The organism is Mycetocola zhadangensis, assembly GCF_003668565.1.
Classification (GTDB): domain Bacteria; phylum Actinomycetota; class Actinomycetes; order Actinomycetales; family Microbacteriaceae; genus Mycetocola_A; species Mycetocola_A zhadangensis.
This window is the reverse complement of sequence record NZ_RCWJ01000003.1, coordinates 151,378-167,838: the sequence shown is the minus strand read 5'-3', so window position 1 is coordinate 167,838 and position 16,461 is coordinate 151,378. Positions and strand designations below refer to the sequence as shown.

At 64.9% G+C, this 16,461-nt stretch carries 15 protein-coding genes; 7 read left to right on the top strand and 8 right to left on the bottom strand.

The genetic code is table 11. The features are described 5' to 3' along the window. Positions 1-52 precede the first annotated feature (52 nt). Positions 53-1,597: an FAD-binding oxidoreductase gene (locus D9V28_RS11455; protein ID WP_183086506.1), complete on the bottom strand. Its 1,545-nt coding sequence runs from the start codon at positions 1,595-1,597 to the stop codon at positions 53-55. 158 nt (positions 1,598-1,755) lie between these two features. Here D9V28_RS11455 and D9V28_RS11450 point away from each other — a divergent pair, with 158 nt between their 5' ends. Together D9V28_RS11450 and D9V28_RS11445 are read left to right on the top strand one after the other, a co-directional pair. After that, entirely contained in the window at positions 1,756-2,691 is a 936-nt protein-coding gene (locus D9V28_RS11450) for a LysR family transcriptional regulator (RefSeq protein ID WP_183086505.1), read from the top strand. Between the two features lie 47 nt (positions 2,692-2,738). Continuing rightward, positions 2,739-3,542: a TrmH family RNA methyltransferase gene (locus D9V28_RS11445; RefSeq protein ID WP_121659876.1), complete on the top strand. Its 804-nt coding sequence runs from the start codon at positions 2,739-2,741 to the stop codon at positions 3,540-3,542. A gap of 130 nt (positions 3,543-3,672) precedes the next feature. Here the strand turns inward: D9V28_RS11445 and D9V28_RS11440 are convergent, their stop codons facing one another. Beyond that, positions 3,673-5,115: a helix-turn-helix transcriptional regulator gene (locus D9V28_RS11440; protein WP_121659875.1), complete on the bottom strand. Its 1,443-nt coding sequence runs from the start codon at positions 5,113-5,115 to the stop codon at positions 3,673-3,675. Positions 5,116-5,240: 125 nt separating this feature from the next. On the opposite strand from D9V28_RS11440, the gene D9V28_RS11435 reads away from it, so the two are divergent. The 4 genes from D9V28_RS11435 to D9V28_RS11420 all read left to right on the top strand — a co-directional run bounded on the left by D9V28_RS11435 (position 5,241) and on the right by D9V28_RS11420 (position 8,986). Beyond that, positions 5,241-7,112, top strand: coding sequence for a phosphoenolpyruvate carboxykinase (GTP) (locus tag D9V28_RS11435; protein WP_121659874.1), 1,872 nt, complete (start codon positions 5,241-5,243; stop codon positions 7,110-7,112). Between the two features lie 140 nt (positions 7,113-7,252). Beyond that, positions 7,253-7,792: an ArsR/SmtB family transcription factor gene (locus D9V28_RS11430; protein ID WP_121659873.1), complete on the top strand. Its 540-nt coding sequence runs from the start codon at positions 7,253-7,255 to the stop codon at positions 7,790-7,792. Beyond that, the gene (locus tag D9V28_RS11425) at positions 7,789-8,628 is read left to right on the top strand and encodes a M23 family metallopeptidase (RefSeq protein ID WP_121659872.1); all 840 of its coding nucleotides are present in this window, start codon (positions 7,789-7,791) and stop codon (positions 8,626-8,628) included. The genes D9V28_RS11430 and D9V28_RS11425 overlap by 4 nt, the downstream gene beginning before the upstream one ends. 100 nt (positions 8,629-8,728) lie before the next feature. Next, complete coding sequence (locus tag D9V28_RS11420) at positions 8,729-8,986, top strand: zinc-ribbon domain-containing protein (protein ID WP_121659871.1); 258 nt, start codon at positions 8,729-8,731, stop codon at positions 8,984-8,986. Between the two features lie 16 nt (positions 8,987-9,002). On the opposite strand, the gene D9V28_RS11415 is transcribed toward D9V28_RS11420, so the two are convergent. Then, positions 9,003-10,925, bottom strand: a complete 1,923-nt coding sequence (locus D9V28_RS11415; protein WP_121659870.1) for an ABC transporter ATP-binding protein — start codon at positions 10,923-10,925, stop codon at positions 9,003-9,005. Positions 10,926-10,964: 39 nt separating this feature from the next. Then, positions 10,965-11,180, bottom strand: a complete 216-nt coding sequence (locus tag D9V28_RS11410) for a hypothetical protein (RefSeq protein ID WP_121660121.1) — start codon at positions 11,178-11,180, stop codon at positions 10,965-10,967. Positions 11,181-11,322: 142 nt separating this feature from the next. On the opposite strand from D9V28_RS11410, the gene D9V28_RS11405 reads away from it, so the two are divergent. Beyond that, positions 11,323-11,994, top strand: a complete 672-nt coding sequence (locus tag D9V28_RS11405; RefSeq protein WP_121659869.1) for a GAP family protein — start codon at positions 11,323-11,325, stop codon at positions 11,992-11,994. 40 nt (positions 11,995-12,034) lie between these two features. Here D9V28_RS11405 and D9V28_RS11400 read toward each other — a convergent pair whose 3' ends face one another. The 4 genes from D9V28_RS11400 to D9V28_RS11385 all read right to left on the bottom strand — a co-directional run bounded on the left by D9V28_RS11400 (position 12,035) and on the right by D9V28_RS11385 (position 16,436). Next, positions 12,035-12,865: a class I SAM-dependent methyltransferase gene (locus tag D9V28_RS11400; protein ID WP_121659868.1), complete on the bottom strand. Its 831-nt coding sequence runs from the start codon at positions 12,863-12,865 to the stop codon at positions 12,035-12,037. Positions 12,866-13,062: 197 nt separating this feature from the next. Beyond that, entirely contained in the window at positions 13,063-14,418 is a 1,356-nt protein-coding gene (locus D9V28_RS11395; RefSeq protein ID WP_121659867.1) for an MFS transporter, read from the bottom strand. 181 nt (positions 14,419-14,599) lie between these two features. Further along, complete coding sequence (locus D9V28_RS11390; protein WP_229728047.1) at positions 14,600-15,553, bottom strand: alcohol dehydrogenase catalytic domain-containing protein; 954 nt, start codon at positions 15,551-15,553, stop codon at positions 14,600-14,602. Between the two features lie 142 nt (positions 15,554-15,695). Then, entirely contained in the window at positions 15,696-16,436 is a 741-nt protein-coding gene (locus tag D9V28_RS11385) for a FadR/GntR family transcriptional regulator (protein WP_147440973.1), read from the bottom strand. Positions 16,437-16,461 lie beyond the last annotated feature (25 nt).

Genomic DNA, 16,461 nt, shown 5'->3' with positions numbered 1-16,461 from the left:
TGTGTCTGAGACCTCCTTGATGGAGGCCTCAGTGACCTCAGTGGCTCGCGCGCTAGGAGTTGCGCAGTCGGGCTGGCCACACACCCTGCTTGCCGGGGGAGAGGATGCCATTCGGGTCGAGTGCGTCCTTGAGCTTCTCCTGGAACCGGAGCACGGCGTTGTCGTTGAACGAGAACTCCGCAGCAATGTCATCCATGTTGTCGATGTGCCCCCGGTACGGCGTGTATCCGCGACGTGCGGCGGCTTGCCGCACGTCTTCGTAGAGCGCGCGGGCGCGGGCAAGCTGCTCCTCGTTGCCGTTCTCGAAGAAGATCATGGTGACGTGAACGAGGTGGCGGGCGTAAACGTGATAGCCGATATAGAGGTCGAAACCGTACTTGGTGTAGAGCGCCTTGACCTCGCCGTAGAAGTCGAGGACCTCTTCACCTCGGGCAGGCACCAGCGGAGCAATGTCGATGTGTCCGCCGTCTTCGGCGTACCAGCCAATCGTGTCGAGCGGTTTGAGCGTCGGTACTCCAGCCATCGTGGTCTGGTCGGCCGGGGCGATGTCGTCGTAGGTGACCTTTGCACCGTCCTTGCCCTCGTACACGCGGGTGTTGAGGGTGAAACCGGGCAGGTCAAATGTTTCTTCAATGATCTTGATCCGCTCGCGAATCATGCCGGGCTCGCCATAGAGCGCGAATCGCGCGTTCCAGTGGCCGATGCCCATCTTTTCCTTCATCTCCTCGACGACGTCGTCGGGGATGGAGCCGTCACCGGTGTACCAGCGTGAGCGCGGGCCGTTCATCGTTCCGGCGCGAACCACGTTGCCGACAAGGCAGTTGTTCTGGAACACTTCACGGCGCCGAAGGTCGGCAATGCGGTTGATGAGGAGAGGGAGATCTTCGATCCGGTCGACCTTGATGTCGCCTGACACGAAGACCTCGGGCCACGGCATGAGCCAGATCCCCGCGCGAACGACGATTCCGAGCCCGGACTGGGTGAAGAGCTGGTCGATGTTCGGCCCGAAACCGCCCTTGAACACGTTGGCCAGTGGGCTGTCTTCGAGGGCCCACATCCCGGTTCTGAGAAGCGACCCGTCCGGCAGGACGACCTCAAGACCACACAGCTGCTGCACGTGGTCGCCGTAGGGTGACATGCCGTAGCCGCGGTCGAGGGCGTTGCCGAGCACGGAACCCCACCCGAGGGCAGGAACCGAGACGAAGAGGGAGAGCTTGTTCTCCTGGATGTGGTCGAACAGGTTGAAGAAGGTGACGCCGGGTTCGATAACGGCGTAGGCGAGCTCGGGGTCGACCTTCTGGATGGCGTCCATGCGGCTCAGGTCGAGGACGATCTGATCGCCCGTTCGCGGTGCAGCGCCCCCGTAACCCAGGTTCTTGCCTCGAGACACCGTCCAGAGCGCGGTGCCCGTCTCATTGGCCAGGCGCACAATCGCCTGTACCTCTTCGACGCTCGCTGGCCGCACGCCGCCGGCGCTCGGACGGCCGGTGTGCAGCGGGTACGGGTCGGCGTAGCCTGCCTCGGTCTCCGGCGTGACGACATTGTCAGCACCGACGATGTCGGCGGCCTGGCGAAAGAAGGTGGTGATATCGGACATGGTTCTCCCGATCAATTTCGGCGTATCGCCGGTTGAGCTAGCAGGGCTGCGGTCAAGAAACGATCCGCGTCTGAGATCATGCTCCCTCATAGCGGTTCTCATGTAAATCGTCGAATACAGGCTAGATTCGTCAGAAGAATTGATGAATGGGGTGCGGCATGGATATACGCGGGAATCCGAACATCACCATGCGGCAGTTGTGGCACTTCGTCACCGCTGCAGAGGCTGGCACGATCAGCGAGGCCGCCCGCCGGCTCCGGATGGCACCATCGGCGATCTCGATGTCGCTGTCGGAACTCGAACGGCTCACCGGCTCTCAACTGTGCGTCAAGCGGAAAGCGCACGGTCTCACCCTGACCTCCGCCGGTCGGGTGGCCTTCGCGCAGGCGAAGCAAATCCTGGACCTCGTTGACGAGATCGTGCATTTCTCCGGGGATGAGCGATCCAACGTGCGCGGGCCGCTGACCGTCGGGTGTTACATGCCTCTTGCGCCCGCGGTGATCCCGCACATGCTGAGGGCCTTCGCCGAAGCGTGCCCCGGTGTTGATGTGAACTTCGTCGAGGGTTACCACGAAGACCTGCAGGAGCAGCTTCTCTCCGGCGCCATCGATGTGGCCTTTCTCTACGACGCCGGCCTCGACCCTGAAATCCAAACAGTCCCTCTGTTGTCTGTGCGCCCCTATCTGTTCCTGGCAGACGACCATCCGCTGGCGAAACAGGCTGAAGTGCGGCTGGCCGATGTTGCGGATGATCCGCTCATCCTGTTCGACGCGTCCCCGATCTCCGCCCGGGTTCTCGACCTCTTTCGTGACGCGAATCTCGCTCCAGCGGTTCGCCACCGATCACGAAGTTACGCGACCGTCCGATCGCTGGTGGGAGCCGGAATGGGCATCTCGGTCCTGTTCCAGCGGCCGAAGCTCGATCTGTCTTACGCGGGGCTTCGCGTGGTGTCGAAGCCGCTCGACGCGCGCGCCAACACCGCCCCGCCGTTCGTCGCGCTCGCCTGGTCTCGCGGGATGCAGCCCAACGCGCGGACGCGCGCGTGGCTCGAGGTCGCCGTTGAGAGCTTCAGCGAAGAGGACGAGGACTGGTAAGCCGACCGCTGAGCCGTTCCGTGGTCTGGGCTGGGTAAACTTCCCCGGTGCCCGTTCTCGAAATCACCGACCTTCGCGACCCTCGTCTCACCGACTACGCACACCCCACGGACGTCGCACTGAAGAAGGCACAGGGGACCGAGCACGGGCTGTACCTGGCGGAATCGCTGCTCGTGTTTCAGCGAGCACTTCGGGCCGGACATCGGCCCCGGTCGGTGCTCGCACTCGGCACATCCGCCGACGACGCGCTCGAAGCGCTCGGCGAGGATGCCGAGGACATTCCCGTGTTCGTTGGACCGGGGGAGCTGCTCGCCGAGCTCACGGGGTATGTACTGCACCGCGGGCTGATCGCCTCGATGCATCGGCCGGCACTGCCTGACCCTGCAGAATTGTTGAGCGGCGCTCGCCGGATAGTCATCCTCGAGAACGTCGCCGACCCGACCAATGTCGGTGCGATCTTCCGATCGGCAGGAGCGATTGGCGCGGATGCCATTCTCGTCACGCCACGCTGCTCGGACCCGTTCTATCGGCGTGCGATTCGGGTCTCGATGGGCACTGTGCTGCAGGTGCCATGGACTCGGGTGGGCGACTGGCCGTCGACCCGCAGCATGCTCACGGAGCATGGTTTCCACGTCGCGGCGCTGGCGCTGAGTGATGACGCCGTGAGCCTGCGCGACTTCGACGGGGCATCCCACCAACGACTCGCCCTCGTGCTCGGCGCCGAAGGGGACGGGTTGACGGCCGAGGCGATCGCCGCGTCAGACACCGTCGTGCAGATCCCGATGAAGCACGGTATCGACTCGCTCAACGTTGCCGCTGCCAGCGCGGTGGCCATGTGGGCGCTCGGCTGACCCTGGCCCTGCGCGAGATGCTGACTCAGCAGGGGTCTGTAGCCGAACCCCGCACCCTCAGCAACTCGCGAGATGCTGACTCTGCCGGGTTGCCGTTGGCCGCACCCCGCAACCACAGCAACTCGCGGCATCACTCGGCCGAGTGGCGCTCCAGGAAAGAGTACACCTCTGAGTCGTCGACCCCTGGGAATGTTCCGCTGGGCAACGGCGACAGGATGTGTGCGTGCAGGCGCGCGCTCGGCCAGGCCTGATCCCGCCACCGGTCGGCCAGTTGGTGCGGTGGGCGCCGGCAGCACGACGGGTCCGGGCAGGTCGAGACCGCTCGCGTCGTGGTCTCTCGCCCGCGGAACCACTTGGCCTGGTTGAATGGCACCCCCACCGAGATGGAGAACTCACCGGCACTCGTCGTTCCGGTTTGGGTCGCATTCCAGTAGGTACCGGCCGGGGTGTCCGTGTACTGGTAGAGCTCCGTCGTGCGGTTGGAGCCTTCGAACGCACTCCGCGCACTCCACTTGCGGCACACGATCTGGCCCTCGATCGCGCCGGTGACGTCGACCGGCAACGGCAGCCCGTCGTTCTCGTAGCCCTTCGCCAGCGCGCCGTCCTCTGACACCCGGAGAAAGTGCAGCGGCATGTCGAGGTGGTGCGTGGCGAGGTTCGTGAACCGGAGGGCGGCCGCCTCGTGGGTGACACCGAACGCATCACGGAAGTCCTCGACCGCGAGGTTCCTGTCGCGTTTGGCCTGGCCGAGGAAATCGACGGCCGCGGCCTGCGGCATCAGGCAGCACGCCGCGAAGTAGTTGATCTCGAGCCGCTGCTGCAGGAAGGCGGCGTAGCTCGTTGGCCGAGTGTGGTCGAGCAGCCGGTGCGCCATCGCCTGCAGCGCCATCGAGCGCAGGCCGTGCCCGCCGGGAATCGACGCCGGCGGGAGGTAGATTCGGCCATTGGCCAGGTCGGTCACGCTGCGTGCCGAGTGCGGAAGGTCGTTGACGTAGATCAGGCTGAGCCCGAGCTGTTCGGCCATGATGCTCACCGTACGGTGCGTGAGCGCGCCACGGACGTGCCCAGCCGCTCTGAGCCGCTCCTCGGCGAGGTCCTCGATCTCGGGCAGGTAGTTGTCCCGCTCGCGCATGGTTTCGCGCAGTTCCGTGTTGGCGCGACGCGCCTCCTCCGGAGTCGCGATCGCCTCTGTTGCCTTGCGTTGCAGCTCACGGTGCAGGCCGACGAGCGCGGCCAGGGCGTCGTCGGTCATGCCTTTGGTCGGCTTGACGGTCGGCAAGCCAAGCTCGGTGTACAGCGAGCTCTGCTGCATTCGGCGCAGCTCGATCTCAAGGGCCGCGCGGGGGTTCGGCGCTTCGCCCGAGAGCAGGTCGGTGAGTTCGACCCCAAGCGCTGTCGCGATGGCCTGAAGCGTTGAGAGTTTGGGCTCACGCTTGCCGTTCTCGATCAGAGAGAGCTGGCTGCCAGCGAGATCCACCTGCTCACCGAGATCATCGAGGGTCAGTCCCTGGGCAGTTCGAAAGTGACGGATGCGATGTCCCAGCGTTGAGAGATCGGAGCGCGTTCGGTTCATTCTCTTACGATAACCGAAAGAATAGCGATTCTTAACACGAGATTGACCGATATGGTTGCCGATTCCTTTGCGAGAGTGGATGTACGCCAACTCGTACCCCGTTGACACGCAGCAGAGGAGCTCACATGTCTATCGCCGAAATCGACCGCCCCACGGTCACCACTCCGGTCATTCGACGCGTCGAAACGGGAACCGTCCCGACCGCTGGCACCGCAGCATCCGCCCCTCTGGATGCTCTTCGCGCCTGGGTGGATTCGATCGCAGCCCTCACGCAGCCCGACGAGGTGGTCTGGTGCGATGGTTCCGTTCGGGAGAGCGACCTGCTGACGAAGCAGATGGTCGCCGAGGGCAAGCTCATCAAGCTCAACCCGGAGTGGCGCCCCAACAGCTACCTGGCGCGCAGTGCCCCGAGCGACGTTGCTCGTGTTGAATCGCGCACTTTTATCTGCTCCGAGAAGGAGGAGGACGCCGGGCCGACGAACAACTGGCAGGACCCGGAGTCGATGCGCGGTGAACTCGGCGTTGTCTTCGCTGGAAGCATGCGCGGCCGCACCATGTACGTCGTCCCGTTCTCCATGGGCGCTGTCGGCGGCCCGCTCTCACAGCTCGGCGTGCAGATCACCGACTCGGCATACGCCGTGCTGTCGATGGGCATCATGACGCGCACCAGTGACAAGGTGCTCGACCTCATCGCCAATGGCGTGCCGTGGGTCAAAACCGTGCACTCGGTCGGTGCGCCGCTGAACGTCGGCGACGAGGACGTGGCCTGGCCGTGCAACGATACCAAGTACATCGTGCAGTTCCCCGAGGCGCGTGAAGTGTGGTCGTACGGCTCCGGTTACGGCGGAAATGCGCTGCTGGCCAAGAAGTGCTTCGCGCTCCGCATCGCCAGCGTCATCGGTCGCGACGAGGGCTGGCTTGCCGAGCACATGCTGCTCGTGCGCATCATCTCGCCCGAAGGCAAGAAGTACCACGTCGCCGCGGCGTTCCCGTCGGCCTGCGGAAAGACCAACCTCGCCATGCTCCGTCCGACCATTCCCGGCTGGCGCGTCGAAACCCTCGGTGACGACATTGTCTGGCTGCGCCCTGGCGAAGACGGTCGGATGTGGGCGATCAACCCCGAAGCCGGGTTCTTCGGTGTCGCTCCCGGGACCGGCCAGTCGACAAACGTGACGGCTGTCGAGACGTTGTGGGGCAACACCATCTTCACCAACGTCGCTCTTCGAGACGACGGAGATGTGTGGTGGGAAGGTCTGACCGACACGGCTCCCGCTCACCTCATCGACTGGCAGGGCAATGACTGGACGCCCGACTCCGGGCGCCCAGCAGCACACCCGAACTCACGCTTCACTGTGGGTGCGGCGCAGTGCCCGTCGATCGCCGACGACTGGGAGGACGCTGTTCCCCTCGACGCCGTTCTGTTCGGCGGACGTCGGGCCACGAACGTACCGCTCGTCGTTGAAGCCACCGACTGGACCCATGGTGTGTTCATGGGGGCCACGATCTCCAGCGAGAAGACGGCGGCAGCCGAGGGCACTGTTGGCGAACTGCGGCGCGATCCGTTCGCCATGCTCCCGTTCTGCGGGTACAACATGGCCGACTACTGGGGTCACTGGTTGACGATCGGTCAGAAGCTCCGGTTCGACCGCGCGCCGCGTATCTTCCAGGTGAACTGGTTCCGCAAGGGCGATGACGGCAGCTTCCTCTGGCCAGGCTTCGGCGAGAACGCCAGAGTGCTCGAGTGGATCGTTCGCCGGATCGAGGGGACAGTTCCCGCGACCGAGACCGCTGCCGGCCGGATCCCGGTGCTCGCCGACCTTAACCTCGACGGCATCGACGTCTCTGACGAGGCTCTCGAGGCGCTGTTCGCGATCGACCCCGAGTCCTGGCTGGCGGAAGCCGACCTGACGGAAGAATTTTTCGACACGTTCGGCAGCAAGATGCCGCCGGCGCTGAGGTCGGAACTGGCCTCACTGCGCTACAGGCTGACTCACTAATCCCACCTTCCCGGAAGCCGCGAGGTGCCCGGAAGTGCTCTGAGATCCCTTGGCGGGACGGTCTCGGAACACTTCCAGGCACCTCGCGGCTGTTCCGTTTCTGCTTGAGTCGCTAATACGTTTTATCGTAGTATCGACGCATGACGACTCAAACGGACCTCCAGACGCTGAGGGACGAGGTGCGCGCGCTGGCCGAGCGGCTCTCTGCACTCGAGGCGCAGCCGACAACGAGCACGACAGCGGTGGACGGGGCGGCAGCCCCAGACGCATTCTGGGCGCTCACCGGCCTCCGCTCACGCCTGGGCGATGCGGAGTCGACTCGCGATGGTGCTGTCATGCTCGTCGGCGCCGTGACACTCCCGACCGGCGCGCCGGTTGAGTGGCAGCAGAGCGCGGGAACCCGCGGGATGTTCGAGGTGGAGTGGGAAGACCACGCCGCCGCGTTCGCCGCGCTCGGGCACCCCGTCAGGCTCGAACTGCTGCGCCAGATTCTGTCCGGCACCCACGCCACAGCCGAACTCGCCGGGATCGAATCCCTCGGAACCACTGGGCAACTGCACCACCACCTGCGCCAGCTCGTCACAACGGGCTGGGTCAAACAAACCGGTCGAGGCAGCTACGACGTTCCGGCCAGCCGGGTCGTCCCCCTCCTGGCCTGCCTGACAGCGGTGGCGCGATGATGGCTGTCTACCGGGCCCGCACCGCGCTAATCGCCGTGTCTGCCCTTCTCATCTTCGCCGGAACAGTGCTCGGGCTTCTGCTCCCGGACAGCCCTCTCGATGTCGCGGCGCGACTTCTTCCCGTGGTCGGAGTCGTCGGGATGCTCGTGGCTTTCGGCGCCGGCCTCCTGGGCACCAAGAGCCTTCCCGAGCACCGCACTCTGACCGTGACGTCGCCGGTTGTCGGCCGGTGGATGGGCATGAACAGCCCTACCAGCAAGGTGCCGAGCCACGGAATCCGGGCGTACGGGCAGGCCTATGCCATCGACCTCGTCGCTGAACCACCCGGTGTCGATCGACCCGCGTTCGGATCGGGTGCGGCGTTCCGACGGCCAGAGGAGTATCCCGCATTCGGGCAGCCGGTCCGCGCCATGATCGACGGAGTCGTGGTGAAGGCATCAACTTCTCAACCCGACCACCGAGCCCGATCGACCTGGCCCAGCGTGATCTATCTGATGCTCGAGGGCATGATTCGCGAACTCGGCGGCCCGCGGTTCATTCTCGGCAACCACGTCACGATCCGGGGGAACGACGGGGTCTACGCCCTGGTCGCACACCTCAAGCAGGCCTCGCTGCTCGTCTCCGTGGGCGACACGGTTCGTGCCGGACAGGTGATCGCTGACTGCGGCAACTCAGGAAACACCAGCGAGCCGCACGTGCACGCTCAGCTGATGGATCGCGCGTCGGTGTGGACCGCACAGGGGTTGCCCATGGCATTCGCCGACGTTGCCTTGGGCGACGAAGCGGAGCCGGAGAACGGCCTCCCGAGTAACGACCAGCACATGATCGTCGCCTGACGACCGGCCTGTGATTCGTCGGTCCGCTGACGGGCGAACCCGGTACCGAGCGCCGCGCAAGCCCCTGCACAGGTGCGCGAACGGTCTTTACACTCGACGAATGCTCCTCATCTTCGGAACCACCCTGCGCAACCGCGTGCTCGTCGTCGTCAACTTCATCTGCCAGTTCTGCGGCCAGCAGGCCAACCAGGACGTCGTCGAAAGCGCCACCAAGGTCTCCGTGTTCTTCATTCCGTTGTTCACGATCGGCCGACGCTACTTCGTCACCTGTTCCAACTGCGGCGGCACGACGCCCCTGACGAAAGACCAGGCAACCCACGGCATCGAATGGGCGGCGCGCAACCGTCAGATGACCTGACCCGAGGCCCCTCGGTTCAGACCAGCAGTTGGTGCTTGGCGAGCTGACGATAGAGGGGGACGGATGCCACGAGTTCGGAATGCGTGCCTGTTCCGACCACGCGACCCTGGTCGAGTACGACGATCGAATCGCTGTCCACAACAGTGGAGAGGCGGTGCGCGATCACGATGAGTGTGCGATCCTCGGCGACGGCGTCGATCGCGAGACGCATCTTCTGCTCGTTCACGCCGTCGAGGGACGAGGTGGACTCGTCGAGTAGCAGAATCGGGGGAGCGGAGAGCAGCGCACGGGCGATCGCCAGGCGCTGACGCTCACCGCCCGAGAGCATGATGCCCTCTTCGCCAACCGGAGCACCGAGCCCGAGCGGGTTGCGGTCGAGCACATCCGTGAGGTTGACCGCGTGCAGCACGCGAATGCAGTCGTCATCGGTTGCGTTCGGTGACGACAAAAGCAGGTTGTCACGGATTGAGCCGGCCAGAACCGGTGCGTCCTGCTCGACGTATCCGATCTGCGAGCGAAGTTCGGTGCGCGGCATCGTGCGGATGTCGACGCCGGCGAAACGGATGGCGCCGGCCTCGGGGTCATAGAACCGCTCGATCAGACCGAGGATGGTGGACTTTCCAGCGCCGGACGGGCCCACGAGCGCGGTGCGCTGGCCGCGGGCGGCCGTGAAGCTGACGCCGCGCAGAACGGGGTCGCCTGGCCGACGGCGGTCGGCTGGGGCGTCAAGGTCGCCCGCCTCGAGAGCGTCCAACTCGGCGTCGACGTTCGCGGCAGCATCCGTTGTCGAATCGGTGTCGAGCTCAACCGCGGCAGCAGGGTAGGCGAAGACCACCGAGTCGAACTCGATCGCCGGGGCTGACGTCGAGCGCACGCCGGGGGTGGCGATCGACGCGGCGATCGTGGCATCCGCGTCGCTCTCGCGGGGAAGTTTGATGATCTCCTGGATTCGACCGAGCGCACCGAGCGCCTGGTTGGTCGCGGAGATCGCGCCGAAGGCCTGTCCGAGCGGCATGATCATCATGAAGAGGAACAGGATGAACGCGACCAGGTTGGCAATGGTGAGCGCGCCGCTCGCCACCCGGAACCCGCCGACGCCGAGCACAACGAGGAACGACACCTGCATGGCGATGCCGGCGACAGGAACGACGAGCGCCGAGACCTTCGCGACCTGGATGCCCATGTTCCACGCGCCGGTGGCGTCCCTGTCGATGGTCGCGATCTCGCGGTCTGTCGCATTGGATGCACGCACGGTTCGAACCGAGCTGATGGCGCGTTCGACCGAAGCGGCCAGGTCACCCACCTTGGCCTGCGCGCGCTGGCTGGCGACGCGGATCTTGCCGGACAGGGCCACAACGGTGACCACTGAAACGGCGATGACGAGCACGGTGAGTCCGAGCAGCACCGGGTCGATGATGAGCATCGCGATGAGGGCACCGATAAACGTGATGGTGCCGCCGACGGCTTCGATGAGTCCCTGTGTGAGGACCGCACGGAGGAGCGTCGTGTCGCTGCCGACGCGCGAGACGAGGTCGCCGGTGCGGCGGGTATCGAACTCGGAGATCGGCAGGTGCAGCATGCGGGCGACCAGTTGGCGTCGGCTGGAAAGCACGACACCCTCACCGGTGCGCTGAAGCAGGTAGTGCTGGTAGCCCGAAATCACAGCGGAGATGACGACGAGGCCGATCAGCGCCCAGACCAGTCCGCCGAGTGCCTGGCCCCTCTCCACAATGCCGATCACCTGACTGACCAGGAGCGGCTGCGCGAGCGACGCGATCGAGCCCAGAATGCTCAGCCCGATGATGAACCAGAGGATGCGCTTGTGCTCGAACAGGTACGGAATCAGCTCGCCGAAGCGAGCGCGCGGGCCCTCATCGACTCTCGACCCTCTCGCGAACGGAGATCGACGGGCGGGCCGGGTGGTGCTGGGGGCTGACATGCGAGTGTCCTTGAATCCGGAGGGAGGGATGACGATGGGTCAGCTTCGACCATACTTCTTGTGAACTGCTTGTTTGCTCACACCGAGGGCGAGAGCGATCAACTGCCAGGATGCATTTGAGTTTCGAGCCCGCCGAACGGCGAGTGTTTCCATCCGGTCGACCTCCGTGCGGAGTTTGGCGATCGCCCGCAGTGCGGTGAACGGGTCGTCTGATCCGGCCTCACCGGCCAGCGTTGCCATGGGTCCTGTGCTCATGCCGTCAACCGTAGTTGACGAAACGCGACCCGTCAACCTAAGTTGACGCTGCAATCTCACGTTCTCTCGGACGCGCTCCGCAACCCGCAGTCGCGTTCCCGCTCCGCGGATATGCTGGATAACCTTTGCAGAAGGAGTACACATGGGTTCGGTCATCGGCGAGACTCTCACGGCCGCTGTCGGCATTGCCCTGAGCCCGCTCTCGCTGATCGCGGCCATTGCGCTGATGCTCAGCCCACGATCCGGCCCGGCGGGCATCGGTTTGCTCGGCGGCTGGCTCCTCGGCGTGATCGTTCCGGTCGTTGCGGTCACGGCAATCGTCGGCATCCTTCCTGAAAGCGAAGCGGATGCCTCACGGCCGATCGCGGGAATCGTACGTCTCCTGCTCGGTGCGTTGCTCGTCTACCTGGCTGTCGGCCAGTGGCGGCTGCGACCGCTTCCTGGCAGGCCGGGTGTCCTGCCGAAGTGGATGGCGGCAACCGAGACGATGACGGCGACGCAGGGCATCGCCCTGGGTTTCGGCCTCGGTGCCCTCGCTCCGAAAAACCTGGCGCTCGGCATCGCGGCCGGACTCACGATCGGCGGGGCCGAGCTGAGGCTGCGCGACACGATCGTCGTCACCCTCATTTTTGTTGTGATCGCGCTGTCCACTGTGCTGATCGCGGTCGTCGGTTATGGGATCGCAGACGAGGCCTGGCGAAAGCCCCTCACCGACCTCCGAACCTGGCTGGTTCGCAACGGTCCGACCGTGCTCGCTGTGGCGATGCTTCTGCTCGGGGTTGAGCTGCTCGGCGACGGCATCAGTTCGTTCTAGACCGTTCCCTCCGACGGAAGGAATGGCATCCGTTCGCCTGCTATTCGGTCTTTCGAGCCGTCACCAGCAGGTACTCCCATTCGAGGTTGCAGCTCCCAGAGTCGAACCTTGAGATGAGTTCGACCAGGGCGTTGTCGAGGGCGGCGACCCGCTCGGGATCGTTCCCGATATTGCGGTAGGTCACGATCGCCGGTCCGTAGCGCGCCTTGAAGTAGTCACGCAGCTCCTCGGCGGAGTCGAACCTTGTCACGGGCAACGTCTTGCGTATGGCAGAGAACTCGGTGACCCGGTCGCCGAGCAGTGACCGAACGTGCTCTTCGTTGCCCCAGCGCGGAGGAGGTGTCGCGCCGGGAGGAGGCGGGGGAGCGTACGGCTTCATGGTGGCGAGCATCTGACCGAGAAACCCCTCGGGTGTCCAGTTGATCAGTCCGATCCTGCCGCCGGGTCGAACGACGCGAACCAGCTCAGCGGCGCTTGCTTCATGGTGTGGGGCGAACATGATGCCGACCGTCGACATCACCGTGTCGAACTCGTCGTTCGCGAACGGCAGCGCTTCGGCGTCCGCCTGCTGCCAATCCAGCTCGAGCCCGAGGGCCGCGGCACGCCGTTCACCCGCGGCGAGGAGCTCGGGCGTGAGGTCGCTCGCAACCACCCCGGCGCCGGCCTGCGCAGCCGGGAGGGCAGCGTTTCCCGAGCCGGCCGCGATGTCGAGCACTCGCTGGCCTGGCCCGATGTCGAGAGCGCCAACGAGCGTCGTGCCGAGGGCGGAGATGAGGTCTTCGGCGAGTTCAGGATAGTTCCCGAGCGCCCACATTGCACGGTGTTTTGCCTTCAACGCCTTGTCGGCATCGCCGGTCAGAACGTCGGTCATTCGTTGTCCCTTCGGTGAGGCGGGCTGGGCGGGCCCACGAAATTTTTCAGTCCTCACGATGGAGCGGATCCGCTCGCCACGCATCCGGAATTCCCCCTCAGATTTTTAGGGGAACCAGAAGTGAGAACGTGACAAATAACGAAACGGATGCCGTTCCTCGCGAGGCGAGGAACGGCATCCGTTTTCGAAAAAAGGACTTAGCGGTTGATGTCGACGTCCTTGGTTTCCTTACCGAGGATCAGGGCGACTAGCGTGATGACACCCATGACGGCGAGGTAGACGCCGACGAGGAACGGGCTTCCGTCAGCCTCTGCCCACAGCCAGACGGCGATGAACGGGGCGACGGCTGCACCGAGGATCGACGACACGTTGTACGAGATGCCGGAACCGGTGTAGCGCACGTTGGTCGGGAACAGTTCGGGCAGAAGCGCACCCATCGGGCCGAAGGTCATACCCATGAGGCTGAATCCGATGATGAGGAACGCCATCACTCCGACGGTTCCGGCGCCGAGGAGCGGCACCCAGAGCAATCCGAAGACGATGATTCCTGAGGTGACGATGATCAGTGTCTTGCGGCGACCGAACTTGTCGGCCCACGGGCCGGAGAGCAGCGTGAAGATACCGAAGAACACCACGCCGGCGATCAGCATGAGCACGAACGTGTTGTAGTTGTAGCCGAGTCCAGGCTGCTGGCCCTCCGCCGGATCGATCGGCGCGCGACCGTAGCTCAGCGAGAACGTGGTCATCAGGTAGAACAGCACGTAGGTGGCCAGCATGAAGAAGGTGCCGAGGATGAGTTCGCGCCAGTTGCTCTTGAAGACGAGCTTGAGCGGGAGCTTGACGACCTTGCCCGACTTCACCGTGTTGGTGAACGCGTCGCTCTCGACGAGCTTGAGGCGAACCCAGAGGCCGACGATGACCATGACGGCGGAGAACAGGAACGGGATGCGCCAGCCCCAGTCGAGGAACGCGTCTGACGGGCGCGACGGGTCATCGGACGGCAGAGCGAACGCGATGATCAGGAACAGGCCGTTCGCGATGATGAAGCCGATCGGTGCGCCCAGCTGCGGGAAGGTGCCGTACCAGGCGCGCTTGCCCTCTGGGGCGTTCTCCGTAGCGACGAGGGCCGCACCGCTCCACTCGCCGCCGAGTGCGAAGCCCTGGGCGAGGCGCAGGATGACGAGCAGCAGCGGCGCGAACCAGCCGATCATCAGGTAGGTCGGGAGCAGGCCGATGAGGAACGTCGCGATTCCCATGGTGAGCAGGGCGGCGACGAGTGTGGTTTTACGGCCGACCTTGTCTCCGAGGTGACCGAAGAAGACCGCGCCGAGCGGACGGGCGACCATGGCCGCGCCGAAGATGGCGAATGACGAGAGGAGTGCGGTTGTCTCATCGCCCGGCGGGAAGAAGAGGTGCGGGAAGACGAGCACTGCTGCGGTGGCGTAGACGTAGAAGTCGTAGAACTCGATAGTCGTACCGATGAGCGACGCGAGAATGACGCGAGACTTCGAGTTGGCCGGAGCCTGTGGAACGGTGGTGGCTGGAGCTGACATGGTGCTTTCTCGTCGGTGAGTGGAAGCTTTGGAGGCGCGGGCTGGTCGCGTCTGCCACCCCAAAGGCTGAACAATAGTGAGTTGTGCGCTTGTGGCGCGACTTTCACACCTTACGCGCAGTTTTCTCGGTCGCAAAAACTGGGCGGCATCCGGTTGCCTCTGGGCAGTGGGCTGCGCGGTCCTACGAGCCGTCGAACTCGAGAAGCACCTTGCAGCTGGACTCTCCGGTGCTTGCGGTGGCAAAGGCCTCTGTTGCCTGGTCGAGCGGGAAAGTGTGGGTGATCAGCTCGTCGGCAGCGGGAGTTTCGGCCAGGACGGCCAGAGCGCGATCCATCTCGTCGTTGAATCGGTACGAGCCGCGCAGTTCCAGTTCACGGCTCACGAGGAGTCCGAGGGGCATCGAGATGGGGTCGAGCGGCAGGTTGCCGACCTGCACGATGATGCCGCCAACGGCGACCGTCCGAAGCAGATGGGCCAGCGACGCGCCTGCGCCAGACGCTTCCATGCCGATCGGGTACTCGCCTGGAAGGTCCTCGCCGACATCGAACACGCGGTCGGCGCCCACGCGAAGTGCTCGCTCTCGCGCCGACGGCGCCGGGTCGATCGCGGTGATCTCTGTGGCTCCTCCTGCACGCAACGCGATGATGGTCAGTGCGCCTACGGGGCCGCACCCGCTGACCAGCACGCTCTGGCCGGCGACGTCGCCAGCGCGGGACACGGCGTGAAGAGCGACGGCCAGTGGCTCTGCGAGGGCGGCCCTGCGTTTGCTCAGGCCGGCCGGAATCGCGCGCACCTGGCTCTCGTGAACGACAATCTCCTCGGCGAACGCGCCGTCACGGTGCGGCGACACCGCGGCTGACCCCAGGTACGACAACTGCGGGTGCAGGTTCGGCCGGTCGGCGAGGCGCGTCGGTAGCGGTCCCGTGGTTGATGCCGGGTGAACGGTCACTGCCGTTCCGAGGCGAACCGAGGTGACGGCGTCGCCGACCGCAATGACGGTGCCCGAGAGCTCGTGACCGAGCACGAACGGGTGCGTCTGCACAGCGCTGCCCGAGCGGCCAGACTTCCAATAGGACGTGTCTGAGCCGCAGATGCCCGCCCATGCCACGCGGATCAGCACTCCGTCCGCGGGCACCGCTGGGGAGTCCCGGTGAGAGAGTCGGAGATCTCCGGCTGCTTGAAGTTCGAGAACACGCATCATTGGGGCCTTCCGGCATCGGTGAACGTACCGACCAGGGCGTCGTCGGCGATGCCGCGAGTTTAGCAGAGCTGTATGGCTATATGACAGGCTGGGTTGTGCCGGCCTCGACGGCGCGCACAAGGGCGGCCGTCATTTCCATGTGCGAACGCATGGCGGCCGATGCTGCCTCGCCATCTCCCGCCGCGATCGCCTCGACGATCCGCGTGTGCTCGGAGTGCTCGCTGCCCACCTTGTCGATGGCTTCGCGGTGAGCGCGAAGCCGGGTCATTGCGTCGAACACATGGCCGCGGACCGCATCAGTAACGCCCAGCAGTGCTGGATTGCCACTTAACTCAGCGATCTGCCTGTGGAGTTCGAGGTCGAGTTCCACATAAAGCTTTGCGTCGCTCACTGCATCGTTCATTGCCCGTTCCAGTGCGCTCAGGGCCTCCCGCTGTGCCGCGGTCGACCGCATCGCTGCCAGCTGAGCCGCTTCGATTTCAAGCGGTGCCCTGAGCTCCATGAGAGTGGTCAGCGGATCGGCTGAGGTGCGAATGGCGCGCGAGAGGAACAGGGCGACGAGGTGCGAATCGAGTTGTCGAACTACCGCGTTGCGACCGTTCGACAACTCGATGAGGCCGAGGGCGGCCAGCGCGCTCAGTGCCTCTCTCACAACGGGCCGCGACACACTGAATCTTTCGCTGAGCGCCGCCGTTGAAGGCAGCGGGTCGCCTGGTGCCAGCCTTTCCTCGTCGATGTAGTCGATGATCGCCCGGTATACCTGGGTGGTCAGGGGCTCACGCATGAGGTCGGTCGGCACGGTTGCAAGCGTAGGCAATGGGATCACCTCTGAGCGAATCCGC

Bases quoted from the DNA above. Each gene is read 5' to 3' on its own strand.
- D9V28_RS11455 (WP_183086506.1), bottom strand. From the start codon at position 1,597: ATGTCCGATATCACCACCTTCTTTCGCCAGGCCGCCGACATCGTCGGT.
- D9V28_RS11405 (WP_121659869.1), top strand. From the start codon at position 11,323: ATGGGTTCGGTCATCGGCGAGACTCTCACGGCCGCTGTCGGCATTGCC.
- D9V28_RS11400 (WP_121659868.1), bottom strand. From the start codon at position 12,865: ATGACCGACGTTCTGACCGGCGATGCCGACAAGGCGTTGAAGGCAAAA.
- D9V28_RS11395 (WP_121659867.1), bottom strand. From the start codon at position 14,418: ATGTCAGCTCCAGCCACCACCGTTCCACAGGCTCCGGCCAACTCGAAG.
- D9V28_RS11435 (WP_121659874.1), top strand. From the start codon at position 5,241: ATGTCTATCGCCGAAATCGACCGCCCCACGGTCACCACTCCGGTCATT.
- D9V28_RS11430 (WP_121659873.1), top strand. From the start codon at position 7,253: ATGACGACTCAAACGGACCTCCAGACGCTGAGGGACGAGGTGCGCGCG.
- D9V28_RS11450 (WP_183086505.1), top strand. From the start codon at position 1,756: ATGGATATACGCGGGAATCCGAACATCACCATGCGGCAGTTGTGGCAC.
- D9V28_RS11410 (WP_121660121.1), bottom strand. From the start codon at position 11,180: ATGAGCACAGGACCCATGGCAACGCTGGCCGGTGAGGCCGGATCAGAC.
- D9V28_RS11420 (WP_121659871.1), top strand. From the start codon at position 8,729: ATGCTCCTCATCTTCGGAACCACCCTGCGCAACCGCGTGCTCGTCGTC.
- D9V28_RS11425 (WP_121659872.1), top strand. From the start codon at position 7,789: ATGATGGCTGTCTACCGGGCCCGCACCGCGCTAATCGCCGTGTCTGCC.
- D9V28_RS11415 (WP_121659870.1), bottom strand. From the start codon at position 10,925: ATGTCAGCCCCCAGCACCACCCGGCCCGCCCGTCGATCTCCGTTCGCG.
- D9V28_RS11440 (WP_121659875.1), bottom strand. From the start codon at position 5,115: ATGAACCGAACGCGCTCCGATCTCTCAACGCTGGGACATCGCATCCGT.